General features: G+C 67.5%; 26 protein-coding genes. 12 read left to right on the plus strand and 14 right to left on the minus strand.

All coding sequences use genetic code 11. The features are described 5' to 3' along the window. The first annotated feature begins 30 nt into the window (after positions 1-30). Positions 31-1,755: a ShET2/EspL2 family type III secretion system effector toxin gene (locus LRR16_RS04495; RefSeq protein WP_232204913.1), complete on the plus strand. Its 1,725-nt coding sequence runs from the start codon at positions 31-33 to the stop codon at positions 1,753-1,755. Between the two features lie 44 nt (positions 1,756-1,799). Here the strand turns inward: LRR16_RS04495 and lgt are convergent, their stop codons facing one another. Both lgt and LRR16_RS04505 read right to left on the minus strand, forming a co-directional pair. Continuing rightward, a complete protein-coding gene (gene lgt, locus LRR16_RS04500; RefSeq protein ID WP_232204914.1) occupies positions 1,800-2,603 on the minus strand; it encodes a prolipoprotein diacylglyceryl transferase in 804 nt (267 codons plus the stop codon). Between the two features lie 51 nt (positions 2,604-2,654). Next, complete coding sequence (locus tag LRR16_RS04505) at positions 2,655-3,686, minus strand: LysR family transcriptional regulator (RefSeq protein ID WP_232204915.1); 1,032 nt, start codon at positions 3,684-3,686, stop codon at positions 2,655-2,657. A gap of 159 nt (positions 3,687-3,845) precedes the next feature. On the opposite strand from LRR16_RS04505, the gene ilvD (LRR16_RS04510) reads away from it, so the two are divergent. Together ilvD (LRR16_RS04510) and ilvD (LRR16_RS04515) are read left to right on the plus strand one after the other, a co-directional pair. Then, the gene (ilvD, locus tag LRR16_RS04510) at positions 3,846-5,519 is read left to right on the plus strand and encodes a dihydroxy-acid dehydratase (protein WP_232204916.1); all 1,674 of its coding nucleotides are present in this window, start codon (positions 3,846-3,848) and stop codon (positions 5,517-5,519) included. Positions 5,520-5,674: 155 nt separating this feature from the next. Continuing rightward, on the plus strand, positions 5,675-7,534 hold the full coding sequence (ilvD, locus tag LRR16_RS04515; RefSeq protein ID WP_232204917.1) for a dihydroxy-acid dehydratase: 1,860 nt from the start codon (positions 5,675-5,677) through the stop codon (positions 7,532-7,534). An 80-nt stretch (positions 7,535-7,614) separates the two neighbouring features. Here the strand turns inward: ilvD (LRR16_RS04515) and LRR16_RS04520 are convergent, their stop codons facing one another. Beyond that, a complete protein-coding gene (locus LRR16_RS04520) occupies positions 7,615-8,196 on the minus strand; it encodes a TetR/AcrR family transcriptional regulator (protein WP_216599700.1) in 582 nt (193 codons plus the stop codon). A 122-nt stretch (positions 8,197-8,318) separates the two neighbouring features. Between LRR16_RS04520 and LRR16_RS04525 the strand changes: the two genes are divergently transcribed. Next, a complete protein-coding gene (locus tag LRR16_RS04525; RefSeq protein WP_232204918.1) occupies positions 8,319-8,744 on the plus strand; it encodes a VOC family protein in 426 nt (141 codons plus the stop codon). A 90-nt stretch (positions 8,745-8,834) separates the two neighbouring features. Then, entirely contained in the window at positions 8,835-9,746 is a 912-nt protein-coding gene (gene rocF, locus LRR16_RS04530; RefSeq protein WP_232204919.1) for an arginase, read from the plus strand. 70 nt (positions 9,747-9,816) lie between these two features. Here the strand turns inward: rocF and LRR16_RS04535 are convergent, their stop codons facing one another. From LRR16_RS04535 to LRR16_RS04545, 3 genes are all read right to left on the minus strand, one after another. Beyond that, on the minus strand, positions 9,817-11,100 hold the full coding sequence (locus LRR16_RS04535; protein ID WP_232204920.1) for an Rpn family recombination-promoting nuclease/putative transposase: 1,284 nt from the start codon (positions 11,098-11,100) through the stop codon (positions 9,817-9,819). Positions 11,101-11,310: 210 nt separating this feature from the next. After that, complete coding sequence (locus LRR16_RS04540; protein ID WP_006576912.1) at positions 11,311-11,754, minus strand: DNA polymerase III subunit chi; 444 nt, start codon at positions 11,752-11,754, stop codon at positions 11,311-11,313. 10 nt (positions 11,755-11,764) lie between these two features. Next, a complete protein-coding gene (locus LRR16_RS04545) occupies positions 11,765-13,321 on the minus strand; it encodes a leucyl aminopeptidase (RefSeq protein WP_064572655.1) in 1,557 nt (518 codons plus the stop codon). A 187-nt stretch (positions 13,322-13,508) separates the two neighbouring features. On the opposite strand from LRR16_RS04545, the gene lptF reads away from it, so the two are divergent. The 3 genes from lptF to LRR16_RS04560 are packed head-to-tail and all read left to right on the plus strand — an operon-like array spanning position 13,509 to position 16,258. Further along, a complete protein-coding gene (gene lptF / locus LRR16_RS04550) occupies positions 13,509-14,630 on the plus strand; it encodes an LPS export ABC transporter permease LptF (RefSeq protein ID WP_232204921.1) in 1,122 nt (373 codons plus the stop codon). Then, a complete protein-coding gene (gene lptG, locus LRR16_RS04555; protein WP_006576915.1) occupies positions 14,627-15,781 on the plus strand; it encodes an LPS export ABC transporter permease LptG in 1,155 nt (384 codons plus the stop codon). The genes lptF and lptG overlap by 4 nt, the downstream gene beginning before the upstream one ends. Before the next feature lie 3 nt (positions 15,782-15,784). Beyond that, on the plus strand, positions 15,785-16,258 hold the full coding sequence (locus LRR16_RS04560) for a sirohydrochlorin chelatase (RefSeq protein WP_232204922.1): 474 nt from the start codon (positions 15,785-15,787) through the stop codon (positions 16,256-16,258). 10 nt (positions 16,259-16,268) lie between these two features. On the opposite strand, the gene tam is transcribed toward LRR16_RS04560, so the two are convergent. Next, positions 16,269-17,036: a trans-aconitate 2-methyltransferase gene (gene tam, locus LRR16_RS04565; protein ID WP_232204923.1), complete on the minus strand. Its 768-nt coding sequence runs from the start codon at positions 17,034-17,036 to the stop codon at positions 16,269-16,271. A gap of 143 nt (positions 17,037-17,179) precedes the next feature. Between tam and LRR16_RS04570 the strand changes: the two genes are divergently transcribed. Beyond that, positions 17,180-17,902: a queuosine precursor transporter gene (locus LRR16_RS04570; RefSeq protein WP_006576918.1), complete on the plus strand. Its 723-nt coding sequence runs from the start codon at positions 17,180-17,182 to the stop codon at positions 17,900-17,902. Between the two features lie 94 nt (positions 17,903-17,996). Here the strand turns inward: LRR16_RS04570 and LRR16_RS04575 are convergent, their stop codons facing one another. The 4 genes from LRR16_RS04575 to tyrS all read right to left on the minus strand — a co-directional run bounded on the left by LRR16_RS04575 (position 17,997) and on the right by tyrS (position 21,177). Next, the gene (locus LRR16_RS04575) at positions 17,997-18,674 is read right to left on the minus strand and encodes a histidine phosphatase family protein (protein ID WP_232204924.1); all 678 of its coding nucleotides are present in this window, start codon (positions 18,672-18,674) and stop codon (positions 17,997-17,999) included. A gap of 71 nt (positions 18,675-18,745) precedes the next feature. Beyond that, positions 18,746-19,408, minus strand: coding sequence for a YbhB/YbcL family Raf kinase inhibitor-like protein (locus LRR16_RS04580; protein ID WP_006576920.1), 663 nt, complete (start codon positions 19,406-19,408; stop codon positions 18,746-18,748). A gap of 16 nt (positions 19,409-19,424) precedes the next feature. Then, positions 19,425-19,925, minus strand: a complete 501-nt coding sequence (gene dtd, locus LRR16_RS04585; RefSeq protein ID WP_006576921.1) for a D-aminoacyl-tRNA deacylase — start codon at positions 19,923-19,925, stop codon at positions 19,425-19,427. Between the two features lie 10 nt (positions 19,926-19,935). Next, on the minus strand, positions 19,936-21,177 hold the full coding sequence (tyrS, locus tag LRR16_RS04590) for a tyrosine--tRNA ligase (protein ID WP_006576922.1): 1,242 nt from the start codon (positions 21,175-21,177) through the stop codon (positions 19,936-19,938). Positions 21,178-21,391: 214 nt separating this feature from the next. Here tyrS and LRR16_RS04595 point away from each other — a divergent pair, with 214 nt between their 5' ends. Together LRR16_RS04595 and LRR16_RS04600 are read left to right on the plus strand one after the other, a co-directional pair. After that, entirely contained in the window at positions 21,392-22,768 is a 1,377-nt protein-coding gene (locus LRR16_RS04595) for a M23 family metallopeptidase (RefSeq protein ID WP_064572639.1), read from the plus strand. Between the two features lie 31 nt (positions 22,769-22,799). Continuing rightward, positions 22,800-23,921 (plus strand): anhydro-N-acetylmuramic acid kinase, encoded by a 1,122-nt coding sequence (locus LRR16_RS04600; protein ID WP_006576924.1) that lies wholly within the window; start codon positions 22,800-22,802, stop codon positions 23,919-23,921. A 97-nt stretch (positions 23,922-24,018) separates the two neighbouring features. On the opposite strand, the gene LRR16_RS04605 is transcribed toward LRR16_RS04600, so the two are convergent. After that, positions 24,019-24,954 carry a LysR substrate-binding domain-containing protein gene (locus LRR16_RS04605; protein ID WP_043440033.1) on the minus strand — a complete coding sequence of 312 codons (936 nt, stop codon included), beginning with the start codon at positions 24,952-24,954 and terminating at the stop codon, positions 24,019-24,021. Between the two features lie 132 nt (positions 24,955-25,086). Here LRR16_RS04605 and LRR16_RS04610 point away from each other — a divergent pair, with 132 nt between their 5' ends. Continuing rightward, complete coding sequence (locus tag LRR16_RS04610) at positions 25,087-25,884, plus strand: phytanoyl-CoA dioxygenase family protein (RefSeq protein WP_006576926.1); 798 nt, start codon at positions 25,087-25,089, stop codon at positions 25,882-25,884. A gap of 72 nt (positions 25,885-25,956) precedes the next feature. Here the strand turns inward: LRR16_RS04610 and erpA are convergent, their stop codons facing one another. Next, positions 25,957-26,325 (minus strand): iron-sulfur cluster insertion protein ErpA, encoded by a 369-nt coding sequence (gene erpA / locus LRR16_RS04615; RefSeq protein WP_006576927.1) that lies wholly within the window; start codon positions 26,323-26,325, stop codon positions 25,957-25,959. A gap of 109 nt (positions 26,326-26,434) precedes the next feature. Beyond that, the gene (locus LRR16_RS04620; protein WP_064572635.1) at positions 26,435-26,848 is read right to left on the minus strand and encodes a polymer-forming cytoskeletal protein; all 414 of its coding nucleotides are present in this window, start codon (positions 26,846-26,848) and stop codon (positions 26,435-26,437) included. Positions 26,849-26,897 lie beyond the last annotated feature (49 nt).

A 26,897-nucleotide genomic window follows, 5' to 3' on the forward strand; every position in this document is an offset into this window, starting at 1 on the left:
CTGCTCCTCCGCCCTCTTCCGGAGAACGTCATGCTGACTGCCTTTCCCCCCGCGAAATCGCAACCCGTGGTGGTGCGCTGCGCCGTGCCCGAGGCGCTGCGCATTCGTGACGTGCGGCGGCTGTTGCTGGCTCAAGGGGGTTGGCTGCAGTGCGGAAGCGATCGCTTCCGGATCCGTTGGGAAAACCAGCAGATCGTTGTGCGCAGCGCGACAGCGACCAAGCCGCAACGGCAGGCGTTGGCCGCGCTGCTGACCGAGAGGTATCACGAACGGTTCGACGACCGCTTCCACTGGAAAAAAGGCACCGACCAGCGGGTGCGGCTCAATGGCCGGGTCGCCTTCGCGCGTGGCCGCCCGTCCGGGCCGATTGCCTGCCGCCATCTGGCCGTCTTCTGGCTTGGACTGTTCATCGAGGACCGGCCCGACGGCCCCGACTACTCCCGGCTGGCAACCGCACAGGCACTGCGGGACAACGTCCCCGTGGACTACGACTACAGGGTGGTGCCGAACGCGGTGCAGCTCGGCAAGCTGCGTGTGGTGATGAACGGGGACTGGGGCAATGAGTTCGTCGCGCGGCTGGCCGACCTGGAGCGCCGCGGCGAAACGGCCACGACCCTGCTGGTGCTGACACCGGACCACGCGATGGCCGTCGGGCTGCGCATCGTGCGCCAGCCGCATCGCACGCTCCATGTCGTCGCCTTCTACGATCCCAACGACACGGCCACGCATCTCGAAGCGCGCTTCGACGACCTGGAAGCGGTACGCGCGCTGGAGGCGCGAGGCTTCACCGAGTTCGCGCCCGACTACCCGGCCTTCCTGCCGAAATCCCAGCCCGTGAACACGGTGGACGCCATGCTGATGATCGAGCTGGATATGGCGACGCTGCGGCAGCTGCGCGACATCGACGTGACCCTGCCCGCGCAGCCGCGCCAGTTGTCCGGCGCGTTGCCGCCTCTGACGGCCGATGCGTTGTGGTACCTGCTGCGTTATGGCTGCGATGACGCGGTCCGTCAGCTGGCGCCCGCCCTGCGCGCGCTACCTGAGCAGGAACGCATCCAGCGGCTCGGTACCAACCGCTCCACCCAGCTGTTCTACGACATCCTGTCGCTCGGCTTGCCATCGTCGGCCAGGCTGTTCGGGGAGCTGATCGCCGACCTTCCGCTGGAGCAGCGGATCCACCTGCTGCAATCGCGGGCGGATTGCGGCACGACGGCGTTCGGTTACGCCGTGAAGGCGGGGCGCACCGAGATGTTCCGGCCATTCCTCGAACTGCTGCAGGCGCTGCTGCCGCCCGACCACCACTACGCCATGCTGGTGGCGGCCATGCCCGACGGCACCTCGGCCCTGTATCACGCGTTCAAGCATGGGCGTTTCGATACGCCGCCGGCGTATGCCGCCGCCTTGTCGTCGCTGCCGCCGATGCTTCTCGCTTCGCTGATGTGCGCCCGTTCGGCCGACAACGAAACGGGCCTGGAGGCGGCCGTCCGGAACGACGATCTGCTGACCGTGGGCTGTGTCGAGAAGGTGCTGCCGCTGCTGCCGCCGCAGGCCTGCGTCTATCTGCTCAAGCCCGCGTGGCGGCTGATTCGGCGGCTGAACGCGCAGGGGCGCCAGCAATGGCTCGTCGAACAGAGGATGCGATCGCATCTGGAGCGGTTCGCCCCGTCGCTGCTGCCGGGCAACGGCAGCGGTCGGGGCGGCCGCGCCAAGGCGCCCTCCAAAGGGTGGGTGCGCTGGGACCGGAAACTGGGCTGACGCCGAGCCGCCCTGAACCGCTGTCGGGCCGATTTCCGCCGATATCAGGCCGACAGCTGTGGCTGACGCCGATACGCCCACCACATCATCGCCGCGCCAGCGACGATCATCGGCAGGCTGAGCCACTGCCCCATCGAGAAGTTCAGCGCGAGCAGGCCGAGGAAGTTGTCCGGTTCCCGCGCGAATTCGGCCAGGAAGCGGAACACGCCGTAGCCGAGCAGGAAGGCGCCGGACACCGCGCCCATCGGCCGCGGGTGGCGGGCAAACAGCCACAGGATCACGAACAGCGCGACGCCTTCGCCGGCGAACTGGTACAGCTGCGACGGATGGCGCGCGATGTTGTCGCCCGCCTGCGGAAAAATCATGCCCCACGGCAGATCGGTCGGACGGCCCCACAGCTCGCCATTGATGAAGTTGCCGAGCCGGCCCGCGGCCAGCCCGCACGGAATCATCGGCGCGATGAAGTCGGTCACTTCCATCCAATGCCGGCCGCGCACCTTCGAGAACACCCACATCGCGATCACGACGCCGAGGAAGCCGCCGTGGAACGCCATGCCGCCCTCCCACACCTTGAAGATATCGAGCGGATGCGACAGGTAGAACGACGGCTTGTAGAACAGCACGTAGCCGAGGCGGCCGCCGAGAATCACGCCGAGCACGCCATAGAACAGCAGGTCGTCGATATCGCGCGCGCTCCAGCCCTGCGCCGCCACATGCGGCTGGCGCAGCCGGATCCGGCCGAACCACATGAACATGATGAAGCCGGCCAGATACATCAGCCCGTACCAGCGGATCGCCAGCGGGCCCAGATGGATGGCGATGGGATCGAAGTTCGGATGAATCAGCATGCGGGTCTATCGCTTGGCGTTGTCGGAGTTGTCGGATGGATGGAATCGGGATCAGGGCCTGGGCTTCGGCCTGGGCTCGGGCTTCGGCTTTGAACTCGAGTCCGGCCCCGCTAAGCGGCGCTTCGCCGTGCCGCTGCCCGGCCGCGCGGCCGGCGCCAGCGCCGACGCGATCTCGATGAACGAGCGCAGCACCGGACTCGGTCCTGCCGCGCCGTTGTCGCGCCAGGCGAGGCCCGTCTCGATCTGCGGCACCGCGCCGCGCAATGCGAGATAGGACACGCCGGTACGCCGCAGGTTGCATAGCGAGGCGGGCACCAGCGCGACGCCGATGCCGGCGGACACCAGGCTGACGATCGTCTGCATCTGGATCGCTTCCTGCGCGATCACCGGCGCGAAGCCGTCGCGCGCATAGTAACCGGTAATGATGTCATGAAATGCCGGCGCGCTTCGGCGGGGGAACAGGATCAACGGCTCGTGCGCGAAATCGGCCAGCGCAACGGCGTCCGAGGGGGCACCGTCCGCCGGCGCGGGGCGGCCGCGCCTGCCCGGCGGCCGCCAGTCCTGCGGCACGGCCAGCACCAGCGGCTCGCGCACCAGCGGCAGATACGACAGGCCCTGGGGCAAGGCCGGCATCTGCGGGCGGATCACCAGCCCCGCATCGATCTGCCCTTCGGCCAGCGCATCGAGCTGGATATCGCTGGTGGCCTCGCGCAGCTGCAGCTGGACTTCGGGATGCCGCGCGCGAAAGCGCCGCAGCAGGTCGGGCAGGATGCCGTAGTCCGCGGTGCTGACGAAGGCCAGCGACAGCGTGCCGACCTCGCCGCGGGCCAGCCGCTGCGCCAGCGCCGGCAGGCCCGCCGCGTCGGCCAGCACCCGCCGCACTTCGGGCAGCCACTGCTGCGCGGCCGGCGTCAGCGCGACCGAGCGGCGCGTCCGTACGAACAGCTGCACGCCGATCTCTTCCTCGAGCGCCTGGATCTGCTGCGACAGCGGCGGCTGCGTCATGGCCAGGCGCGCGGCGGCGCGGCCGAAGTGCAATTCCTCGGCAACGGTAACGAAATAGCGCAGCTGGCGCAGATCCACGCGGACTCCCGGCGCGGGGACGACCCGCGCTTGATAGGTAAAACGACTCAATAAGGCACGAATAATATATTTGACACACAAAAAGGCAAGCGGCATGCTGTCGGCCACAACAAAGGCAGCGCCCGCGGGCGCGACGCATTCCATCCCCCGGAGATCCCCATGGCCTACAACCGACGCTCGCAGAACATCACGCAAGGCGTGGCGCGCTCGCCCAACCGCTCGATGTATTACGCGCTGGGCTATCAGAAGGAAGACTTCGACAAGCCGATGGTCGGCATCGCCAATGGCCACTCGACGATCACGCCGTGCAACGCCGGCCTGCAGCGCCTGGCCGACGCCGCGGTTGACGCGATCAAGGCCTCGGGGGCCAACCCGCAGATCTTCGGCACGCCGACGATCTCCGACGGCATGTCGATGGGCACCGAGGGCATGAAGTACTCGCTGATCTCGCGCGAGGTCATCGCCGACTGCATCGAGACCGCGGCGCAGGGCCAGTGGATGGACGGCGTGGTCGTCATCGGCGGCTGCGACAAGAACATGCCGGGCGGCATGATCGCGCTGGCGCGCACCAATGTGCCGGGCATCTACGTCTACGGCGGCACCATCAAGCCGGGCAACTGGAAGGGCAAGGACCTGACCATCGTGTCCTCGTTCGAGGCCGTCGGCGAGTTCACCGCGGGCCGGATGAGCCAGGAGGACTTCGAGGGCGTCGAGAAGAACGCCTGCCCGTCGACCGGCTCGTGCGGCGGCATGTATACGGCCAACACGATGAGCTCGTCCTTCGAGGCGCTGGGCATGTCGCTGCTGTATTCGTCGACGATGGCCAACCCAGACCAGGAGAAGGTCGACAGCGCCGCGGAATCGGCGCGCGTGCTGGTCGAGGCGATCAAGCAGGACATCAAGCCGCGCGACATCATCACGCGCCAGTCGATCGAGAACGCGGTCAGCCTGATCATGGCGACCGGCGGCTCGACCAACGCGGTGCTGCACTACCTGGCGATCGCGCATGCGGCCGAGGTCGAATGGACGATCGACGATTTCGAGCGGATCCGCCGCAAGGTGCCGGTGATCTGCAATCTGAAGCCGTCGGGCCAGTATGTCGCCACCGACCTGCATCGCGCCGGCGGCATTCCGCAGGTGATGAAGATCCTGCTGAACGCCGGCCTGCTGCACGGCGACTGCCTGACGATCACCGGCCGCACGCTGGCCGAGGAACTCGAGCACGTGCCCGACCAGCCGCGTGCCGACCAGGACGTGATCCTGCCGATCGACAAGGCGCTGTACAAGGAAGGCCATCTGGCCATCCTGAAGGGCAATCTCGCCGAGGAAGGCGCGGTGGCCAAGATCACCGGCCTGAAGAACCCGGTGATTACCGGCCCGGCGCGCGTGTTCGACGACGAGCAGAGCGCGATGGATGCCATCCTGGCCGACAGGATCCAGGCGGGAGACGTGCTGGTGCTGCGCTACCTGGGCCCGAAGGGCGGCCCCGGCATGCCGGAGATGCTGGCGCCGACCTCCGCCATCATCGGCAAGGGGCTCGGCGAATCGGTCGGCTTCATCACCGACGGCCGCTTCTCGGGCGGTACCTGGGGCATGGTGGTCGGCCACGTCGCACCGGAAGCGTTTGTCGGCGGCACCATCGCGCTGGTCCAGGAAGGCGACTCGATCACGATCGATGCGCACCGGCTGCTGCTGCAGCTGAACGTCAGCGACGACGAACTGGCGCGCCGCCGCGCCGCCTGGAAGCAGCCGGCGCCGCGCTATACGCGCGGCGTGCTGGCCAAGTTTTCCAGGCTGGCATCGACGGCCAGCAAGGGGGCCGTCACCGACTGAACCCGGGCGGCGGGTGGTGGCAAGCACCGCCTGGCCCGCCTGATCGGCCCGACCGGTCCGATTCCATCCGATCCGAAGCCTGCGCGCCCGCGGGCTTCTTTTTTGCGGCTCGCGCCGCGGCGTTTTCACGCCATTTCATTACCGCAGCCATCACGATGCCCACATACCGTTCCAAGACCTCCACCGCCGGCCGCAACATGGCAGGCGCGCGCTCGCTGTGGCGCGCGACCGGCATGAAAGACGAGGACTTCTCCAAGCCGATCATCGCGGTGGTCAATTCGTTCACCCAGTTCGTGCCCGGTCACGTGCACCTGAAGGACCTGGGCCAGCTGGTCGCGCGCGAGATCGAGGCCGCGGGCGGCGTCGCCAAGGAATTCAACACCATCGCGGTCGATGACGGCATCGCGATGGGCCACGACGGCATGCTGTACTCGCTGCCCAGCCGCGACATCATCGCCGACTCGGTCGAATACATGGTCAACGCGCACTGCGCGGACGCGATGGTCTGTGTCTCGAACTGCGACAAGATCACCCCCGGCATGCTGATGGCCGCGATGCGGCTGAACATCCCGGTGATCTTCGTCTCGGGCGGTCCGATGGAGGCCGGCAAGACGCGCCTGGCCAACCCGGTCACCAAGGCCATCGAATTCAAGAAACTGGACCTGGTCGATGCGATGGTGATCGCGGCCGACCCGTCCTACTCCGACGCCGACGTGGCCGAGGTCGAACGTTCGGCCTGCCCGACCTGCGGCTCCTGCTCGGGCATGTTCACCGCCAACTCGATGAACTGCCTGACCGAGGCGCTGGGCCTGTCGCTGCCGGGCAATGGCACGGTGGTGGCGACCCATGCCGACCGCGAGCAGCTGTTCAAGCGTGCCGGCCGCCGCATCGTGGAACTGGCCCGCCAGTACTACGAGCAGGACGACGCGCGCGTGCTGCCGCGCTCGGTCGGCTTCAAGGCCTTCGAAAACGCGATGACGCTGGACATCGCGATGGGCGGCTCGACCAACACCATCCTGCATCTGCTGGCGATCGCGCGCGAAGCGGAGATCGACTTCACGATGGCCGACATCGACCGTCTGTCGCGGGTCGTGCCGCAGCTGTGCAAGGTCGCGCCCAACACCAACAAGTACCACATCGAGGATGTGCACCGCGCCGGCGGCATCATGGCCATCCTGGGCGAACTCGAGCGCGCCGGCAAGCTGCATACCGACGTGCCGACCGTGCATGCGCCGACGCTGAAGGACGCGCTCGAGCAATGGGATATCGTCCGCACCCGCGACGAGGCGGTCCGCAACTTCTATCTGGCAGGACCGGCCGGCATTCCGACCCAGGTGGCATTCAGCCAGAACACGCGCTGGCCGAGCCTGGATCTGGACCGGGCCGAGGGTTGCATCCGCTCGTACGAGCATGCGTTCTCGAAGGAAGGCGGGCTGGCGGTGCTGACCGGCAACATCGCGGTCGACGGCTGCGTGGTCAAGACCGCCGGCGTCGACGAGAGCATCCTGGTATTCGAAGGCACGGCCCACGTCACCGAATCGCAGGACGAGGCGGTCGAGAACATCCTGAACGACAAGGTCAAGGCCGGCGACGTGGTCATCGTCCGCTATGAAGGCCCGAAAGGCGGCCCCGGCATGCAGGAGATGCTGTATCCGACCAGCTATATCAAGTCCAAAGGCTTGGGCAAGGCTTGCGCGCTGCTGACCGACGGCCGCTTCTCGGGCGGCACCTCGGGCCTGTCGATCGGCCACTGCTCGCCGGAGGCGGCGGCCGGCGGCGCGATCGGACTGGTGCGCGACGGCGATCGGATCCGCATCGACATCCCGAATCGCAGGATCGACGTGCTGCTGTCGGACGAGGAACTGGCACGCCGCCGCGAGGAGCAGGACGCCAAGGGCTGGAAGCCGGCCAAGCCGCGTCCCCGCAAGGTCTCCGCGGCCCTGAAGGCTTACGCCAAGCTGGTGATGTCGGCCGACAAGGGCGCGGTGCGCGACCTGTCGCTGCTGGACGACTGAGCCGGAGCTGACGCGCCGCAAGGCCGCCCTCCGGGGCGGCTTTTTTTTTGGTTCATCGAGGATCGGCGCAGCGGCAGGCTTCAGCCGCCGGATACCGTCCGCTCGATCAGCCTGACCATCGCCGCGCGGATGGCGGCCGGGTCGTCCCCGGCGTCGATCGCCAGCGCGGCACGGTCGAAGGCCGCCGACAGCAGCGTGGCCAGCGCGTCCACCGTCAGCGGCGGCGCGATGCGCGGGCCCAGCGCCGCCGCCAGACCCTCGCGCAACGTGCGGCCGGCGTGGGCCTGATCGAGGGCCAGGCTCTCGCCGGCCCCCAGCACCGCCGGACCATCGAGCAGCAACAGCCGCGTGCGTCCGGCCACGGACATCGCATCGAGATAGGCCTCGCTGCCGGCGATCAGCGCCTTGCGGGGCGAGCGCGTGGCCGGCGCGGCGCGCTCGATCTCGTCAGCCACCGCCCTCGCCTCCTCTTCCAGCACCGCGCGAAACAGCGCGCGCTTGTCGTCGAAGTGGTGATACAGCGCGCCGCGGGTGATGCCGGCCGCGGCGACGATCTCCGGGGTCGAGGTATCGGCATATCCCTTGTCGATGAACAGCGCGCGCGCGGCGGCCAGCAAGGCGCCGCGCGTCGCCTCGGTGCGTTCACGATTGGTCCGTGGCATTGTTCTTTGCATACATGCAGCCTGTATGTTATAACGACAGAAAAGATACAGGCTGCATGTTAATCCAATCCGGCCGCAACCCGACAATTTGCCGACGCGGCCACACCGAAATGGAGTCCGTCATGAAGATCACCAGCTTCTACCCCGTCATCCAGACCGCCGATGTGGCCGCCACCGCCGCCTTCTACCAGACGCATTTCGGTTTCAAGGCGTTGTTCTCCAGCGACTGGTACTGGCATCTGCAGTCGGCCGACGATGCCGGCGTCAACCTGGCGGTGCTTGACTACCGGCACGAGACCATCCCGGCGGGCAGCCGCGCGCCGGTGGCCGGGACAATCCTGAACTTCGAGGTCGAGGACATCGACACGTTGTACGTCCAGCTCCAGCAGGCCGGCCTGCCGATCCGGCTGGCGCTTCGGGATGAGCCCTTCGGCCAACGGCATTTCATCACCGCCGACCCCAACGGCGTGCTGATCGACATCATCAAGCCGATTCCGCCCTCCCCCGAGTTCGCGGCCCAATACGACCCGCAGGCGATGCCGGGCTGATTCCGCCGGCGGGCGGTATCATGGCCCGGCGATCGGCGGCCGCGAGCAATGCGCGGCCCCCGGCGGCCTTCGAAACCGCAAGGAGGGATCATGACGACAGTGATGTTGATTGGCGCGCCTACCGATGTCGGCGCCAGCACGCGGGGCGCGTCGATGGGACCGGAGGCGATGCGCGTCGCCGATATCGCCGGCGCGCTGCTGCGCAATGGGCTCGACGTCGTCGATGGCGGCAACCTGTCCGGCCCGGCCAATCCCTGGCATCAACCGATCGATGGCATGCGGCATCTCGACGAAGTGGTCGCGTGGAATCGCGGCGTGTTCGATGCCTGCTACGGCTGCCTGCAGGACGGGCGCTTCCCGCTGCTGCTCGTCGGCGACCATTGCCTGGCGATCGGCTCGATCAGCGCGGCCGCACGCCATTGCCGCGACACCGGCAAGAAGCTGCTGGTGCTTTGGCTGGACGCGCACGCCGACGCCAATACCGGTTCGACCAGTCCCAGCGGCAACATCCACGGTATGCCCGTCGCATGCCTGTGCGGCGATGGTCCCGCGCCATTGATTTCGCTCAGCGGCACGGTGCCGGCCGTCAAGCCCGAGCATATCCGGCAAGTTGGCATCCGCAGCGTCGACGCCGAGGAGAAACGGCGGCTGCGGGAGCTGAACCTGGCCGTCTTCGACATGCGCTATATCGACGAAAACGGCATGCGGCATACGATGCAGAACGCGCTCGCCGGCATCGACAACAACACCCACCTGCACGTCAGCTTCGACGTGGACTTCCTCGACTGCAGCATCGCGCCGGGCGTCGGCACGACGGTGATGGGTGGTCCGACCTATCGCGAAACGCAGCTCTGCATGGAGATGATCGCGGACACCGGCCGGCTCGGATCGCTGGACGTGCTCGAGCTCAATCCGGCCTGCGACGTCCGCAACCAGACCGCCCGGCTGATGGTCGATTTCCTCGAGAGCCTGTTCGGCAAATCTACGCTGATACGCCAGTGAGGCGTTACAGCCCGGGGCCGCCTCGTCCGGAAGGCACGCCCCCGATGCATCTCGCGCGGGCAGCCGCACGCTAGCAGAGAAACACCTCACCAAGGCTCTTCGCATATAGCACGCGGCGTGCCCAATCCTGAATCTGTTCCACCGACGACGCAAGAACCTTGGCGACGATGTCCTCTGGCAAGGGGCCGAAGCGTTGGTCGAGCAGCGTGATCAATAGCGTGGCCTCGGCCCGAGCCGCTACCTCCGCTTCAATTTCCGCCTTGACCTCCGCTGCTATTTCGGCCCGGAGTTCCGCATTGACCTCAGCTGTGACCTTCCGCTTGATATCGCGCTCCAAGCGGCGCGCCCACTTTCCATAGCCTGCCGACAATTCCATATCCAGCTCCATCAGGTTGCGAACTTCGTTGAGATCCAGCGCGGCGGCGCTGAAGTTGGCGGCTCGCGCCGCGACCCATGCGCTCAGCGCCGTGTCGAGCGCGGCATTGCCTTGCGCCAGTTCCCTGGCCAACCGCAACGGCGCGAACACGGCTTCGACCGTCCTTGCCTGTTCGAGCCGCATCAGCACGGCGACGAGATTGCGCTGCGTCGCCAGTTCCGAATCGGTATAGGTCGTACGGTCGATCAGGCAGTACTGCAGCCTCGGCTGGTGCGCGCCGACGCGCCCTGGTACCGGCGGAATCATCTCCGCGATGTCCGTCGGCGTCCGCCATCGCGCGGTACCGTTGTAGAACACGATCGGAAACACCAGCGGATATTGGTGCCATTGCTTGCCGCGGCATCGCCGGCTGACATCGCGATAGAACATGCCGACGTAGGCCAGCATGCGTGCGGCCATGTGCGGATCGTGACTGCTCTGGAATTCGATCAGCAAATGGACCGGCTGCTGCTGTCCGGGCACGCGCAGCCGCCAGACCACATCGTTGATGCCCACCCGCAGGCCGTCCGACACGTGGTGGGTCGGCACCATTTCCATGGAGTCGAAGTCGGCTGTCTGCAGCCACGGATCCGAGATGAAGTCGCGGATCAGGTCGCGGACGACCTCGCGGAAAGCGAACAGCAGCTTGTAAGAGGCGTCGTGATGATGGGCCGGCGGACGCAGCGTGTCGCCATTCGGCTCGTCGCCTGGCTCGCATACGTCGAGGCAAGTGGGCCCGGGCAAGCGCCACGGCAGATTGCGATCGAGGCCGTCATACGTGGACGGAATGCGGGAATGGCCGGTGGGATGGCGCAGGGGACCGTACAGTGGATAGCGGCCGGCATGCCCGGCATGGCGGTCGACGAGACGGTCGGCGGAATTTCGGCCTGAGTGGCGCGGCGCACGCGGCCGCGGCTGGCGAGCGGAGTAGTCGAGCATTTGGCAAGAGGACCTGAGAGGCTGAAGGAGGAACAACGGGACACGGCGAGAGCCGATGTCGTAAGTTGCCAGCCTATTGGCTACGGTGCTTGCCTGAAATGCCGCGAAGTTAACTGGCGGTGTCGACTATAGGAAGCGATTGATCAGGGCGATCGGAGGAGGTCGTTGGAGCGACGCGAGTTGGCCGCGGACGCGGCGCCCGCGGCGACGCTACGCGCCGGCGTCGCCGCCCTGCTGGCGTTGGCCGATGTCGTGGTGCGCCAGCGGATAGCCCCGCTCGCGATATTGGCGATAGCGCTCGCGGCCTGCCGCGCGATCGTCGGCGTCGCCGCCGACCACTTCGATCATCCGTTCGAAGCTGGCGAACTGCAGCGGGATCTTCGTATCCAGGTTGATCAGCAGTTCGTGGTGCGGCACCGCGTCGAGCGCGGCCGCCAGCACGATCGGCGTTTCCGCCGCGTGCGGGCTGTCGAGCCCGCAGTGCGGCAGGAAGTCCAGCGCCGAGAAGGTCCACAGCTGCGCATCGAGCCGCGCCAGCACCGCCGGCTCGGCATGCACGACGATCTTCTGCCCGGCCCCGTAGGCCTTGCGGATCAGCCGGCAGACATAGCCGAGCTTGTCCGGCACGTTGCTGTGGAAGTCGATGCGCGTCATGGGTCGGGAATCAGCCGGCGCGGTCCATCAGGAATTGCGTCAGCAGCGGCACCGGGCGGCCGGTGGCGCCCTTCGCCGCGCCGCTCTTCCATGCGGTGCCCGCGATGTCCAGGTGGGCCCAGTCGTACTTGTCGGCAAAGCGCGCCAGGAAGCAGGCCGCCGTCACGCTGCCGGCCGGACGCCCGCCGATGTTCGCCATGTCGGCGAAGTTGGACTTGAGCTGCTCCTGGTAGTCGTCGTCCAGCGGCATCCGCCAGGCGCCGTCCATGGCCTTGCGGCCGGCCTGCACCAGCTGGTCGGCCAGCGCGTCGCTGCGCGCGTACAGGCCGCTGTTGACGTGACCGAGCGCGATGATGCAGGCGCCGGTCAGCGTGGCGACATCGATCACCGCGGCCGGCTTGAAGCGCTCCACATAGGTCAGCGCGTCGCACAGGATCAGCCGGCCCTCGGCGTCGGTGTTCAGGATCTCGATGGTCTGGCCCGACATGCTGGTCACCACATCGCCCGGCTTGGTGGCGGTGCCGCTCGGCATGTTCTCGCAGGTCGGCACCACGGCGATGACATTGAGCTTCAGGCCCATCTCGGCGACGGCCTGCAGCGTGCCGAGCACCGAGGCGGCGCCGCACATGTCGTACTTCATCTCGTCCATGCCCTCGCCCGGCTTCAGCGAGATGCCGCCGGTATCGAAGGTGATGCCCTTGCCCACCAGCACCACCGGCGCCTGGCGCGCACCGCCGCCGTCGTAGCGCAGCACGATGAATTGCGGCGGCTCGGCAGTGCCCTTGGTGACCGCGAGGAAGGCGCCCATCTTCAACGCCTCGATCTGCTTGCGGCCCAGCACCTCGACCTTCAGCTTGAAGCGGCGTGCGATCGAACGCGCGGTGTCGGCCAGATAGGTCGGCGTGCAGATATTGGAAGGCAGGTTGCCCAGGTCCTTGGTCAGCTCCATGCCGTTGGCGATCGCCACGCCGCGCACCACGGCCTGGTTGGCGGCCTTGGCTTCGGCCGCATCGACGGCCAGCACGACCTTGCGCAGGCCGAGGGCCTTGTCGTTGTTCTTGGCGCCGTTGCGCTTGAGCTCGGGATGGCGCTCCAGCAGCCGGTAGCCGGCCTCGCGGATCAGCGTGACGGTGGTGATCACGCGCCAGCCGATATCGCGGGTCGCGCCCTCGGCGCCGGGCCCTGCCGCGCGCGGAGCCGGCTGGGCGAGGCACCACAGCACGTTGGCGGCACGCGTGCCGCTCAACGCACGCAATGCGGTCCGTACCGCATCGGCGAAGGCCTTGTCGCCGAACTCCGCCTCCTTGCCCAGGCCGACCAGCAGCACGCGGGCGGCGCCGATGCCGGCGACCTCGTGCAGCACCAGTTGCGAATTGCGCTTGCCCTCGAAGTCGCCGAGCTTGATCAATCTAGCCACCAGGCCCTTGGTCGCGGCGTCCAGCGCCTTGGCGACGCCGTCCAGGCTCTGGCCCTCGAACACGCCGACCACCAGGCAATCGGTCTTGGTCGCCAGGAAACCATTCTGGCCCGCTTTGCTCAAATCAAGGGCTTTTGTGCTAAATTCCATCGCGCTTCCTTCCAGGGGCTCGTTTAGAACGAAAGCCTCCATTATCCGCGATTTTGCTTCGCGAACTTTTGGCAGTCACTTCCGCAGCGACTGGCCGCCGCTGGCCTGCAGCGCTGACGCCGTACCCTTCGTCAGCCGCCGGCGTGCGCCGCCGCCGCGCTGGCCGGCAGCCCGGAACCGACATCGCATGATTTTTCAACAAGCCTTGCGACGCGAGCTCGCCTACACCGCCGGCGCGGTGTTCCTGGTCATGCTGACCTTCATGCTGACCTCGCTCGTGATCCGTATTCTCGGCATGGCCGCCACCGGCCGCGCCAGCCCCAACGACGTGCTGATGCTGATCGGCCTGGCCGCGCTCGGCTACCTGGCGATCCTGCTGTGCGCGACGTTGTTCATCTCCACGCTGATCGTGCTGACGCGCTGGTACAAGGACTCCGAGATGGTGGTCTGGTTCTCGGCCGGCCTGTCGCTGCGCGACTTCATCAAACCCGTGCTGCAGTTCGCCGCGCCCTTCGTGCTGCTGGCGCTGTTCCTCGGCGCCTTCGCCTGGCCCTGGGCCAACCAGCAGAGCGCGCTGTTCCGGGACCGCTTCCAGCAGCGCGGCGTGCTGTCGATGATCGCGGCGGGCCGCTTCATCGAACCGGCCAACGGCAACTACGTGCTGTTCATCGAGAGCATCGACGGCGATATGCGCCATGCGCGCAACGTCTTCGTCGCCAACGCCGAGGCCGGCAAGGTCGGCGTCGCGCTGGCCCATCAGGGCCAGTTCGAGACCATGCCGAACGGCGACCGGCTGGTGGTGATGGAGGACGGCCGCCGCTATGCCGGCACCCCGGGCAAGCTGGACTACCGCATCGTCGAGTTCGACCGCTATGCGGTCAAGGTCGACAGCAAGCCGCCCGAGAGCAACGCCAACCTGCCGGTCAAGAGCCGCGACACGATCGAACTGCTGCGCAACCCGACCAACGAGAACCTGGGCGAGCTGATCTGGCGGCTGTCGCTGCCGATCCTCGCCTTCAACTTCGTGCTGATCGCGATCCCGCTGGCCTATGTGAACCCGCGTCTGGGCCGCTATACGCCGCTGGTGTTCGCCGTGCTGATCTACCTGACCTACAGCAACCTGATCAACCTGTCGCAGGCCTGGGTCCGTTCCGGCTCGCTGCCGTTCGGGCTCGCCTGGTGGCCGTTCCACCTGCTGGCCTTCCTCGGCGCGGTGATGCTGTTCCGCTATCGCCAGCGCTACAGCCTCGGCGGCTGGCGTGCGGTGTTCGGGCTGCGCCGCCGCACCCCGCAGGGAGACCTGGCATGAGGGTGCTGCACGTCTACGAGCGCTACTTCGGCCGGCTGATCTACGGCGTCTTCGCGTTCATCCTGTTCGCGGTGCTGGCGCTGTTCGTGTTCTTCGACATGCTCAACGAGCTGGAGAACGTGACCGCGGGCTACACCTCGCTGGTCGCCTTCTTCCACGTCGTGCTGCAGGCGCCGACGCGGATCTACGAGGTGCTGCCGATCGCGGCGCTGATCAGCGCGATCTATGTGTTCTCGCAGCTGGCCAGCCAGTCCGAATACACGATCTTCCGCGTGGCGGGCCTCAACACGCGGCAGGCGCTGTTCTCGCTGTTCAAGCTGGCGATTCCACTGGCGATCGCGACGTTCCTGTTCGGCGAGTTCATCGGCCCGAAGACCGAGCAGTACGCGCAGAAGGTCAAGCTCGATTCGCTGGGCGCGACGGTTTCGTCGGGCTTCCGCTCGGGCGTCTGGGTCAAGGACCGCGGCAAGGATCCGGCCACCGGGGGCGAGCTGACCCGCTTCGTCAACGTGGCGGGCCTGAAGCCCGACCAGACCATCAACGGCGTGACGATCTACGAATTCGACGCCGACTACCGCCTCAGCGTGATCCGCGTCGCCGAGGAAGGGCGCTACCACGGCGACCAGTCGTGGCAGCTGTCGAAGGTTACCGAGACGCGCTTTGCCGAAGCGCCGCCGCCGGCCGGCGCGCAGCGCGACGGCCTGGCCCCGGCGTTCCGCGCCGAGCGCAAGAGCTTTCCCGACATGACGATGCATTCGGAACTGACCCCGCAGATCCTGTCGGTGCTGCTGGTCACGCCGGAGCGCATGTCGACGCTGGACCTGTTCCGCTATATCCGCCACCTGCGCGACAACAAGCAGGACACCCAGCGCTACGAGATCGCGTTCTGGAAGAAGGTGGTCTATCCGCTGACGCTGTTCGTGATGATGGCGCTGGCGCTGCCATTCGCCTATCTGCACGCGCGCGCCGGCGCGGTCGGCATCAAGGTGTTCGGCGGCATCATGCTGGGGCTGTCGTTCCACCTGTCCAACACGCTGTTCTCGCACGTGGGCCTGCTGCATACCTGGCCGCCGATCGTGTCGGCGCTGCTGCCGGGCACGCTGTACCTGCTGGTCGCGCTGACGGCGCTGCGCTGGGTCGACCGGCACTGAGCGATGGCCTCGCGCGCCGACCAGCCCAGCGACAAGCCGGCCCGTCAGGCGCTGGTGCTGTTCGCCCACGGCGCGCGCGATGCGCGCTGGCGCGAGCCGTTCGACCGGCTGCACGCGCGGCTGAGCGCGATGCTGCCCGATTGCGCGGTGCGGCTGGCCTTTCTCGAACTGATGACGCCCGACCTGCCCGGCACGCTGGCGCAGCTGGCCGCGCAGAACATCGGCGACATCCTCGTGGTGCCGGTGTTTTTCGGCCAGGGCGGCCATCTGCGCCGCGACCTGCCGGCGCTGCTGGACGATTGCCGCGCGCGGCTGCCGGGCGTCACGATCCGCTGCGCGGCGGCGGTCGGCGAGGCCGACAGCGTGCTCGATGCGATTGCCGCCTACTGCGCGGCTGCGCTGGCCGGCGCCGCATCGGCCGACTCGACCAACAAGCGCTCGACCAACGATTCCGCCGATTCCTCGGCGAAGGACTGACGCCGCGGCATCATCGCGTCGCCACGATGAACAGCCGCGGAAACGGCAGCAGCACCACCCCATCGGCCTGCGCCGGATAGGCCTGCGCGATTGCGTCCGTGTAGCGCGCGAGGAAGGCCTCGCGCTGCTCGGCATCGAGCGGCTCGAGGAAAGGCCGCAGCCCCGTTCCCTTCAGCCATTCGACCACCGCCGGCGCGCCTGCCAGCGTGTGGTGATAGGTCGTGCGCCAGATGTCGACGCGCGCGCAGTGAGGCCGCAGCAGATCGTAGTACCAGCGCGCCGGCGGCAACGTGGTGCGCGCGGCGGCCGCCTGCGACAGCGCCTGCGCCCAGGGTCCGTCCGCCGCGACTTCTCGCATCAGCCGGTGGGTCGGCTGGTCGAGGTTGTCGGGCATCTGCACGGCCAGGCTGCCGTTCGGCGCCAGGCGTTGCGCCAGCGACGGGAACAGCGCCTCGTGGTCGGGCACCCATTGCAGCGCGGCGTTGGCGAGCACCAGATCGTACGGCCCCGGATCGTCCCAGGCGCTGATATCGCCCAGCTCGAAGCGGAACTGCGGCAGCCGCTTGCGGGCGGCGTCGATCATGTCCTGCGAGCTGTCGAGGCCGACGATCTGCGCGTCGGGATAACGCGCGGCCAGCGCCTCGGTCGAATTGCCGGGACCGCAGCCCAGGTCGATGGCGCGGCGGACGGTCTGCGTCGGCACCGCGGCAAGCAGCTCGCGCGCCGGACGCGTTCTCTCGTCTTCGAATTGCAGGTATTGATTGGAGGACCAGGTCATGGCGGTTGGCTCCGTGTGGTGTGGTGTGGCTTGACGTGGCGGCCGAGGGATGGCGCAACGATACACCTGCTCCTCCATGCCTGCATGCCGCGCCCGCCCGGACCGCTGCTGGCATAATCGCCAGCAAAAAACCAGGGAACACCATGACCACAACCCGCGCCGCGCCGCATACCGGCCGCGTCTACCGCTACTACGATCTGGTGATGGTGGCCTTCGTCACCGTGCTGCTTTGCTCGAACCTGATCGGCGCGGCCAAGGCGGCGCAGGTCACGCTGCCCTGGATCGGACCGGTGACCTTCGGCGCCGGCGTGCTGTTCTTCCCGGTCTCGTACATCTTCGGCGACGTGCTGACCGAGGTCTACGGCTACGGCCGCGACCGCCGCGTGGTGTGGGCGGGCTTCGCGGCGCTGGCCTTCGCCACCTTCATGAGCCTGGTGGTGCTGTCGATGCCGGTGGCGCCGTTCATGGCCGACTATCAGAAAAGCCTCGAGGACGTGTTCGGCAATACCTGGCGCATCGCGCTCGGTTCGCTGATCGCCTTCTGCTGCGGCAGCTTCACCAACAGCTACGTGCTCGCGAAGATGAAGCTGTGGACGCGCGGCCGCTGGCTGTGGACCCGCACGATCGGCTCGACGCTGGCCGGCGAGCTGGTCGACTCGTCGCTGTTCTACGTGATCGCGTTCTACGGCATCTGGCCGCTGGAGAAGGTGGTGCAGGTCGCGGTCGCGCAGTACGTGCTGAAGACCGGCTGGGAGGTCGTGATGACGCCGGTCACCTATCGCGTCGTCGGCTTCCTCAAGCGTGCCGAGGACGAGGACTGGTACGACCGCGACACCAATTTCACGCCGTTCCGGTTGCGGGTATAGCGCGGTTGCGCGGTTGCGTGGTTGCGCGGTTGCCGTCGCGCGCACAGCCGCTGGGTCCCCGCCTTCGCGGGGACGACAGCCAAGAAGAAAAGGATCAGGGCACGCGGCGGTCGACTTCGTCCAGCGTCAGCGTCGCCAGGTGGCTGACGTCCGCCCATTGCGCGACGGTCAGCCGGTAGCTGTCGCTGCGCAGACGATTGACGCTGGCATTGAGCAGCTCATGCTCGCGCGGCGCTTCCAGCGTCATGCCGGTGGCCTCGCGATACAGGCAGTCGAGCACGCCGCCGTGCGCCACCAGCGCGATGCGCTCGCCCGGATGCCGGCGCACCAGCGCCAGCACGACCTCGACGGCGCGCTCGTGGAAGTCGCGCAGCGACTCGCCCTGCGGCGGGGCGTAGTCCGGCACGCGGGCCTGCCAGCGGGCGAAGTCCTCCGGCCGGTGCTGCGCGACCTCCGCATAGGTCATGCCCTCGAGCGTGCCGTAGCAGCGCTCGCGCAGGCGGGGCTCCGGCTGTACCGGCACGCCCACGGCCTCCGACAGCGGCGCCGCGGTCTGCATCGCGCGCGACAGGTCGCTCGAGTAGATCGCGTCGATCGGTTCGCCCGCCAGCGAGCCGGCCAGCGCGCGTGCCTGCGCCTGGCCGGTATCGTTCAGCGGGATATCGAGCTGCCCCTGCAGCCGCCGTTCGCGGTTCCAGGCCGTTTCGCCGTGTCGGATCACGATCAGGTGGGTGATGGCCAGCAGCGACTGCGGCCCGGGCGTGAACGTCATGCCGTTTCCTTCGCGCGCGCCGGGAGCGCGCTGTTCTTGCGCTTGCTTTTGATGTGGCGGCCGCGGCGGCGTCAGCCGGCCGACTGCTGCGCCGCCAGTTTCGGATTCAGGGTATAGGTGCCGGTCAGGCTGGCCTGGTCGAGCACGTGGCCCGCGATCGCCTCGCGCACCTGCGCGCCGGTGAAACGGCCTTCGAGCGGCAGGCGGTCCAGATCGAGCGCATAGATCGTGAACACGTAGTGGTGCACGATCGCATCGTTCCACGGCGGGCACGGGCCATCGTAGCCGTAGTAGTCGCCCGCCATGTCCTTGTCGCCGGCGAACCAGTTGGTGTAGTCGTTGACGCCGTGGCGCAGGCCGCCCGCGGCCGCGGTACCGCCGGTCGCCTCCGGACCGGGCTTGCCGCGCGCGATCACGCCGTCGCTGTGCGAGCCGGCCGAGATCGTCGTCAGTCCCGGCGGAATGTCGACCAGCACCCAATGGAAGAAGTCCACGCGCGGCAGGCTGGCCGGCACCTCGCGGCCCTGCTGGTTGACGTCGTCGCCGCGGCTGGGCACGTCGCGATCGTGGCAGATCAGCACGAACGAGCGCGTGCCGGACGGCGCGCCGTCCCAATGCAGGTCGGGATTGCGGTTGCTGGACAGCGTGATGTGGTTGGCGGCGTCCGGCACGGCAAAGGCGAACTCGCCGGGAATCGGCGCCATGTCGGCAAAGGCGTTGCTCCAGAGTCTCATGCTTGTCTCCTTGCGCTCAGAGGTTGGCCGCGCGCGGCGGCGTGGATGACGGGGCGGACGGCGGCGGCACGCGCAGCCAGAATGTGACCGGGCCGTCGTTGACCAGGCTGACCTGCATCATCGCGCCGAACTCCCCGGTCTGCACCACGGGGTGGGCGGCGCGCGCGCGGGCGACGAAATGCTCGTACAGGCGGCGGCCATCTTCCGGCGAAGCCGCCGGCGTGAAGCTGGGCCGCGTGCCGCTGTTGGTATCGGCGGCCAGCGTGAACTGCGACACCACCAGCAGGCCGCCGGGCGTGCCCTGGCCGTCGATGTCTCGCACCGGCAGGTTCATCTTGCCGGCCGCGTCCGAAAAGACACGGTAGCCAAGCAGCTTGGCCAGCAGCCGCTCGGCCTCGCCCTCGGTGTCGCCCCGTTCGGCGCAGACCAGCGCCAGCAGGCCGGCACCGATCTCGCCGGTGACACGGCCATCGACCGTGACGCTGGCGCGCGCCACGCGCTGGATCAACGCGATCATCGGCCCGGCCTCAGGACAGCGTCACGCGCGCGAAACGGCGCTTGCCGACCTGGACCACATAGGTGCCGGCCTCGACCTTCAGCGCCTTGTCGCTGATCTGGGTGCCGTCGATGCGCACCCCGCCCTGCTCGACATTGCGGTTGGCCTCGGACGTCGACGGCGCCAGGTTGGCCTGCTTGAGCAGCTGCGCGATGCCCATTGGCGCGCCGGACAGGCTGACCTCGGGGATATCGTCGGGCACGCCGCCGCGGGCACGGTGATTGAAGTCCTCCAGCGCCTTGTCGGCGTCGGCGGCGCTGTGGAAGCGCGTGACGATCTCCTGCGCCAGCATCACCTTGCAGTCGCGCGGATTGCGGCCGAGCGCCACTTCCTGCTTCATCAGGTCGATCTCGGACATCGGGCGGAACGACAGCAATTCGTAGTAGCGCCACATCAGGTCGTCCGAGATACTCATCAGCTTGCCGAACATCTCGCTGGGCGGCTCGGTGACGCCGACGTAGTTGCCCTTGGACTTGGACATCTTCTCGACGCCGTCCAGGCCGACCAGCAGCGGCATCGTCAGGATGCACTGCGGCTCCTGGCCGTACTCCTTCTGCAACTCGCGGCCGACCAGCAGATTGAACTTCTGGTCGGTACCGCCGAGCTCCAGATCGGACTTCAATGCAACTGAGTCGTAGCCCTGCATCAGCGGGTAGAGGAACTCATGGACCGAAATCGGAATCCCAGACCGGTAGCGTTTGGTGAAGTCGTCGCGCTCCATCATCCGGGCGACGGTGTACTTGGCGGCGAGCTGGATCATGCCGCGCGCGCCCAATGGGTCGCACCACTCGCTGTTGTAGCGGATCTCGGTCCTGGACGGGTCCAGCACCAGGCTGGCCTGGCGGTAATAGGTCTGCGCGTTGGCTTCGATCTGTTCGCGCGTCAGAGGCGGCCGGGTGCTGTTGCGGCCGGACGGGTCGCCGATGGTCGAAGTGAAGTCGCCGATCAGGAAGATCACGTGATGGCCGAGGTCCTGCAGCTGGCGCATCTTGTTGAGCACCACCGTGTGCCCGATGTGGATGTCCGGCGCGGTCGGATCCAGGCCCAGCTTGATCCGCAACGGCACGCCGGTCGCTTCGCTGCGCGCCAGCTTCTGCAGCCATTCGGATTCGATCAGCAGTTCGTCGCAGCCGCGCCTGGACACTTCCAGCGCGTGCATCACGGACGGTGTCAGGGGGTAGGAGGTCGCGGCGCCGGAGGATACGTCGGTCATGACTTAAGTCGTTGAAATACTTGAACATTCGGGCGGACACCGGGGAAGTTTTTGGTATAATCCGCCGATTCGGCCAGCCGGGAGCCCTCCCGCCGGCCAACCGCCATTGTAGGCGGCAAACGAAAGACAGCCCGCGCCGCACCTCGGGGGAGGAAGGCAGACACGCACAGATCGTCGCGGCAGCGGAGCCCGAACCAAGGCAGAATTTTACGTGATGTGGTCCAGACTCCGCGAAGTTTTCGCGCGTGAGCTCGTGGTGCTCGTCGATCCGACCCATGCGCTGCATGCGCGCCGCCGCAAGCAATTGACGGCGTCGGTCGCGACCGTCTTTACGCTCGGCATGGCCGCCGCCATGGGCGTGGCGCCCCGCACCGCCTACGACGACCCCGATGCGCCGCGCGTGGTCCAGGGCATGCGCTTGCCCGACCTGCGCGACCAGCTCGAGCGCCTGACCGATACCAGCGCCACCTTCGTCCGCCAGGAGCGCATGCAGCGCGGCGACACCATCGCCACGCTACTGAAGCGGCTTGGCGTGGACGACCCCGACGCCCAGGCCTTCATCCACAAGAACCCGACCGCGCGCGGCCTGTTCAAGCTCGAACCGGGCCAGATCGTGCAGGCGGAAGTCGACCAGAGCAATCTGCTGGTGTCGCTGCAGGCCAACCTGGGCGGCGACGTGTCGATCTCGCGCCAGCTGGTGATCGAGCGCGCCGGCGACCTGGCCGATCCGGACTACAAGGCCCGCATCGAGGTCGTCAAGAACGAGCTGCACTACGAAATGGGCTCGGGCACGATCGGCACGGGCGGCTTCTTCAAGGCAATGGACGCGGCCAACGTGCCGGACGAGGTCGTCGATCAGATGATCTCGATCTTTTCGGGCGTGATCGACTTCCACCACGACATCGTCAAGGGCGACCGCTTCCGCATCGTCTACGAATCGGGCTATCGCGACGGCGCCTTCGTGCGCAACGGCCGCGTGGTCGCGATCGAACTGATCAACCGCAACCAGCTGCACCAGGCGCTGTGGTACGCGCCGGACGGCAAGAACGGCGCCTACTACACCTTCGACGGACGCAGCATGAAGCGGCCGTTCCTGCGCTCGCCGGTCGAGTTCTCGCGGATGTCGTCGGGCTTCGGCGGCCGGGACCATCCGCTGCATCACCAGTGGCTGCAGCACAAGGGTGTGGACTTCGCGGCGCCGACCGGCACCAAGGTGTTCGCCACCGGCGACGGCGAAGTCGACTTCGTCGGCCAGCAGAACGGCTACGGCAACATCATCGTCATCAAGCACCACAACGGCTACTCGACCTACTACGCGCACCTGTCGCGCTTTGCCGGCATCCAGCAAGGCCAGCGCGTGATGCAGGGGCAGCTGATCGGCTATGTCGGCTCGACCGGCTGGGCCACCGGACCGCACCTGCACTACGAGTTCCGCCACAACGACGTGCCGCAGAATCCGCTGACGATCACGCTGATGGAATCGCCGGCGCTGACCGGGCGCGCGCGCCAGCAGTTCCTGAGCTACACCAGCGACATGCTGAGCCGGATCAACGCGCTGCGCACCTACAACGTCGCCTCCAACGGCAACTGACGCGGCACCGAGCGCAACGCCCCACGCCGCGATGTCCACCACGCGCCCCGAGCTCCTGATCGGCCTGATGTCCGGCACCAGCATGGATGGCGCCGACGGCGTGCTGGTGGACTTCGCCGCGGCGCAGCCGCGGGTCCTTGCGGCCAGCCACCAACCCTTCCCCGACGATCTGCGCGCCGCCTTCGGCGCGCTGCAGCAGCCCGGCGACGACGAGATCCAGCGCGAGGCGCTGGCCGCCAACGCGCTGGCGCGCGTCTACGCCGACTGCGTGGCCACGCTGTTGCGGGACGCCGCGGTGCCGGCCGACGCTGTCGCGGCGATCGGTGCGCACGGCCAGACCATCCGTCATCGTCCGGGCCGCTACGACGGCATCGGCTATACGCGCCAGAGCCAGCATCCCGCGCTGCTCGCCGAGTTGACCGGCATCGACGTGGTCGCCGATTTCCGCAGCCGCGATATCGCGGCCGGCGGCCAGGGCGCGCCGCTGGTGCCGGCCGTGCATCAGGCGCTGTTCGGCCTGGCCGGCGAAACCCGCGTGGTCTGCAATATCGGCGGCATCTCCAATATCAGCGTGCTGCCCGGCAATGGCGGGCCGGTAATCGGCTTCGACTGCGGCCCCGGCAATGCGCTGCTGGACCACTGGATCGCCCGCCATCGCGGCCTGCCGTTCGACGCCAACGGCGACTGGGCGGCCGGCGGCCGCATCGACGAGGCGCTGCTGGCGCGGCTGCTCGACGAGCCCTATTTCAAGCAATCCCCACCCAAGAGCACCGGCCGCGACCTGTTCCATCCGGCCTGGCTGGACGCACGGCTACAGGACGCCGAACGCGACCCCCAGCACGTGCAGGCTACGCTGGCGGCGCTCACCGCCGAAGCGATTGCCCGGGATATCCGCCGCTATGCGCCCGACGCGCGGCGCCTGATCGTCTGTGGCGGCGGTGCCTGCAACGGCTTCGTGATGACGCGCCTGGCGGCCGCGCTGCCGGGCGTGACGGTTCAGACCACGGACGATTTCGGCGTGCCGGTTTCGCAGGTCGAGGCGCTCGCGTTTGCCTGGCTGGCGCGCCAATGCCTGCGGCGGCAGCCAGGGAACATGCCGACCGTGACCGGCGCCGCCGGCCCGCGCGTACTCGGCGCGATTTATCCACGCTGAACTCTCCACGCGGAACCGTCCACGCTGAACTGTCCACGCTGAACTGTCCACGCTGAACTGTCGGCGCTGATCTGCCCCGGCGCCGCGCCGGCCTCCCCTAGCGGTCCGCGCTGCCTTGCGCCTCGTCGCGCAACGGCGCGGCGCCCCGCTCCTGTTCTACCCACTGAATGAAGGCCTCCGCGACCGGCGAGGGCCGGATCGACTCGGCCCGCGCCAGCACCACGCGCTGCGGCGTCACGGTCTCGCGCAATGGCCGGCAGGCGATCGGCGTGCCGTCATAGCTGCGGTCGCCGGCAGGACGGGTGCACGACAGCGCCACGCCATAGCCGTGCGCGACCAGCCCGCGCTGCATCTCGAAGGTCTGCGTGTACTGATGCAGCTGCGGATACAGGCCGTGCGCCCAGAACAGCGACAGGAAGTACTCGCGTGTCTGCGCGATGTCCTCCAGGATCAGCCGCTCGCCGGCCAGTTCCGCCAGGCTGACGTCCGGCTGCGCGGCCAGCCGATGGTCGGCCGGCAGCAGCGCGTAGGGAGCCAGTTCGGCAAGACGCCAGCGCAGCACGCGGTGATCGAAGCCGAGGTCGTAGGTCAGCGCCAGCTCCGCCTTGCCGGCGTGCAGCGTGCGGGCGACCGTGGCAAGGTCGGCTTCGAACAGCGTCACCGCGACGCCGGGATGGCGGGCCCGAAACCCGGCCAGCAGCGCGGGCACATGGTAGGGGCCGAGGTCCTGGAAGCAGACCAGCGACAGCTGGCCGCTCAGCGTCGCCGCTTGGCTCTCTTCGGCGCCGATACCGGCCGCCAGCGCCAGGATGTCGCGGGCGCGCGCCAGCAGCCGTTGGCCGGCCGGCGTCAGCTCCAGTCCGCGGCTGACCTGCCGGCGAAACAAGGGCGTGCCGAGGATCTGCTCGAGCTGGCCGATCGCCAGCGACACCGACGGCTGAGAAACATGGCGCACGCGCGCCGCACCGCTGATGCTGCCCTGCTCGGCGACGGCAACGAAATATTCGAGTTGGCGGAAGGAGAAGGCGATCATCGGTGGCGGCTCGGCGCAGTCGCGGCCCATCTATAGCAGATGGCTATATTGGAACATAGAGAATATATGCTTTCCCTATTTTGGCGGCGCTTCGATACTGTCGTGGCGGACCAGTATCAATCGGGGGAGCAGATGGAAATCACCACCACACAGATCGAGACCTACCAGCGCGACGGCGCGCTGGTGCTACGCGGTGCCTTCAGCGGCTGGGTCGAGCGCTTGCGCGAAGGCTTCGAGCAGAACCTGGCCGAACCCGGGCCGTTCGCCATCGAAAATGTGCGCGCCGGCGAGAGCGGCCGGTTCTTCGAGGACTACTGCAACTGGCAGCGCATCCCCGCCTTTGCCGCCTTCATGCGCGAATCGCCGGCGGCCGCGATTGCCGGACAGCTGATGCGCTCGCAGGCGGCGCAGGTCTTTCACGAGCACATCCTGGTCAAGGAACCGGGCACCGCCAAGCCGACGCCCTGGCATCAGGACCTGCCCTATTACTGCGTCGATGGCTGGCAGACTGCCAGCTACTGGATTCCGCTGGACCCGGTCACCACGGCGAACACGCTGCGCGTGGTGCTCGGCTCGCATCGCTGGCCCAAGCTGGTGCGGCCCAAGCGCTGGGCCAGCAACGACAACTTCTATGCCGGCGACGATGCCTTCATGGAGATGCCCGACGTCGAAGACGGCTCGCACCGGATCCTGACGCCGGAACTGGAGCCGGGCGACGCGGTGGTGTTCGACTTCCGCACCGTGCATGGCGCAGCGGGCAATACCGGAAGCGGACGCCGGCGCGCGTTCTCGGCGCGCTTTCTCGGTGACGACGTCCGCTATGTAGAGCGTCCCGGCCGCACCTCGCCGCCCTTCCCTGGTATCGGGCTTGCCAACGGCGAACGAATGCGGGAAGACTGGTTTCCGGTGGTCTGGCGCGCGGCGCAGTAAGGAGCGGACCCGGTCGGAAAGAGACAACAAAAAAGCGCACCGAGGTGCGCTTTTCGCTGAGGCGGACTGGCGTCAGACCGAGAACGACGAGCCGCAACCGCAGGTGGTCGTGGCGTTCGGGTTCTTGATCACGAACTGGGCGCCGTTGATGTCTTCCTTGTAGTCGATTTCGGCGCCGACCAGGTACTGGTAGCTCATCGAATCGATCAGCAGCGTGACGCCGTTCTTCACCATCGTGGTGTCGTCCTCGTTCACTTCCTCGTCGAACGTGAATCCGTACTGGAAGCCGGAACAACCGCCGCCCTGCACGAAGACGCGCAGTTTCAGATCGGCATTGCCCTCTTCCTCGATCAACTGCTTGACCTTGTCGGCGGCGCTGTCGGTAAAGACGAACGGGGCCGGCACGTCCTCGGTAATGGGTGCCTCCGCGACTGCGTTCATGGGGTTCTCCTATTTAGATACGCCGGTATTCTAAGCGCACTGGAAAGATCGTGCCGATCCCCCATCGATTCAAGGGGCATGGTGCGCGCGTATTTCCAGGCGCGCGGCCTCAGGCGCTTTCTTCGCTGCCTGCGGCCAGTTTCAGGTTGGGCAACGCCTTGGGCTCGGTGTTCCCGAGCGGAACCAGACGGCCCTCGACAATTGCGCCCTGGTGCATTTCCAGAGCCGCGTAATGCACTTCGCCCTGCACGCGTGCCTGTGGCTGCAACTCGAGCAGCTCGGCGGCATGCACGGGACCGGTCACCGTGCCGTTCAGCACCAGATGGCCGACCTTGACCTCCCCCTCGACCACGCCGGTCTCGCTGACCACCAGCATGCTCGGCTGCTCGGCCACGGCCAGCACATTGCCGCGCACGCGGCCGTCGAGCCGCAGGCCGCCCGAGAAGTGCAGGTCGCCTTCGACGACGGTCTGGCGACCGATCAGGGTGTCGATCGTCAACCCCTTCTTCTTCGAAAACAGCATCGCGGCCTCACTGGAAAACTTGGGAAAGCGCCATTGTATCCATGACGAT

It is taken from the genome of Cupriavidus sp. UGS-1 (assembly GCF_021213615.1).
GTDB lineage: Bacteria > Pseudomonadota > Gammaproteobacteria > Burkholderiales > Burkholderiaceae > Cupriavidus.

Excerpts from the sequence above, each read along its gene's own strand:
- LRR16_RS04495 (WP_232204913.1), top strand. The coding sequence starts at position 31 with ATGCTGACTGCCTTTCCCCCCGCGAAATCGCAACCCGTGGTGGTGCGC.
- lgt (WP_232204914.1), bottom strand. The coding sequence starts at position 2,603 with ATGCTGATTCATCCGAACTTCGATCCCATCGCCATCCATCTGGGCCCG.
- ilvD (WP_232204916.1), top strand. The coding sequence starts at position 3,846 with ATGGCCTACAACCGACGCTCGCAGAACATCACGCAAGGCGTGGCGCGC.
- ilvD (WP_232204917.1), top strand. The coding sequence starts at position 5,675 with ATGCCCACATACCGTTCCAAGACCTCCACCGCCGGCCGCAACATGGCA.
- LRR16_RS04520 (WP_216599700.1), bottom strand. The coding sequence starts at position 8,196 with ATGCCACGGACCAATCGTGAACGCACCGAGGCGACGCGCGGCGCCTTG.
- LRR16_RS04525 (WP_232204918.1), top strand. The coding sequence starts at position 8,319 with ATGAAGATCACCAGCTTCTACCCCGTCATCCAGACCGCCGATGTGGCC.
- rocF (WP_232204919.1), top strand. The coding sequence starts at position 8,835 with ATGACGACAGTGATGTTGATTGGCGCGCCTACCGATGTCGGCGCCAGC.
- LRR16_RS04535 (WP_232204920.1), bottom strand. The coding sequence starts at position 11,100 with ATGCTCGACTACTCCGCTCGCCAGCCGCGGCCGCGTGCGCCGCGCCAC.
- LRR16_RS04540 (WP_006576912.1), bottom strand. The coding sequence starts at position 11,754 with ATGACGCGCATCGACTTCCACAGCAACGTGCCGGACAAGCTCGGCTAT.
- LRR16_RS04545 (WP_064572655.1), bottom strand. The coding sequence starts at position 13,321 with ATGGAATTTAGCACAAAAGCCCTTGATTTGAGCAAAGCGGGCCAGAAT.
- lptF (WP_232204921.1), top strand. The coding sequence starts at position 13,509 with ATGATTTTTCAACAAGCCTTGCGACGCGAGCTCGCCTACACCGCCGGC.
- lptG (WP_006576915.1), top strand. The coding sequence starts at position 14,627 with ATGAGGGTGCTGCACGTCTACGAGCGCTACTTCGGCCGGCTGATCTAC.
- LRR16_RS04560 (WP_232204922.1), top strand. The coding sequence starts at position 15,785 with ATGGCCTCGCGCGCCGACCAGCCCAGCGACAAGCCGGCCCGTCAGGCG.
- tam (WP_232204923.1), bottom strand. The coding sequence starts at position 17,036 with ATGACCTGGTCCTCCAATCAATACCTGCAATTCGAAGACGAGAGAACG.
- LRR16_RS04570 (WP_006576918.1), top strand. The coding sequence starts at position 17,180 with ATGACCACAACCCGCGCCGCGCCGCATACCGGCCGCGTCTACCGCTAC.
- LRR16_RS04575 (WP_232204924.1), bottom strand. The coding sequence starts at position 18,674 with ATGACGTTCACGCCCGGGCCGCAGTCGCTGCTGGCCATCACCCACCTG.
- LRR16_RS04580 (WP_006576920.1), bottom strand. The coding sequence starts at position 19,408 with ATGAGACTCTGGAGCAACGCCTTTGCCGACATGGCGCCGATTCCCGGC.
- dtd (WP_006576921.1), bottom strand. The coding sequence starts at position 19,925 with ATGATCGCGTTGATCCAGCGCGTGGCGCGCGCCAGCGTCACGGTCGAT.
- tyrS (WP_006576922.1), bottom strand. The coding sequence starts at position 21,177 with ATGACCGACGTATCCTCCGGCGCCGCGACCTCCTACCCCCTGACACCG.
- LRR16_RS04595 (WP_064572639.1), top strand. The coding sequence starts at position 21,392 with ATGTGGTCCAGACTCCGCGAAGTTTTCGCGCGTGAGCTCGTGGTGCTC.
- LRR16_RS04600 (WP_006576924.1), top strand. The coding sequence starts at position 22,800 with ATGTCCACCACGCGCCCCGAGCTCCTGATCGGCCTGATGTCCGGCACC.
- LRR16_RS04605 (WP_043440033.1), bottom strand. The coding sequence starts at position 24,954 with ATGATCGCCTTCTCCTTCCGCCAACTCGAATATTTCGTTGCCGTCGCC.
- LRR16_RS04610 (WP_006576926.1), top strand. The coding sequence starts at position 25,087 with ATGGAAATCACCACCACACAGATCGAGACCTACCAGCGCGACGGCGCG.
- erpA (WP_006576927.1), bottom strand. The coding sequence starts at position 26,325 with ATGAACGCAGTCGCGGAGGCACCCATTACCGAGGACGTGCCGGCCCCG.
- LRR16_RS04620 (WP_064572635.1), bottom strand. The coding sequence starts at position 26,848 with ATGCTGTTTTCGAAGAAGAAGGGGTTGACGATCGACACCCTGATCGGT.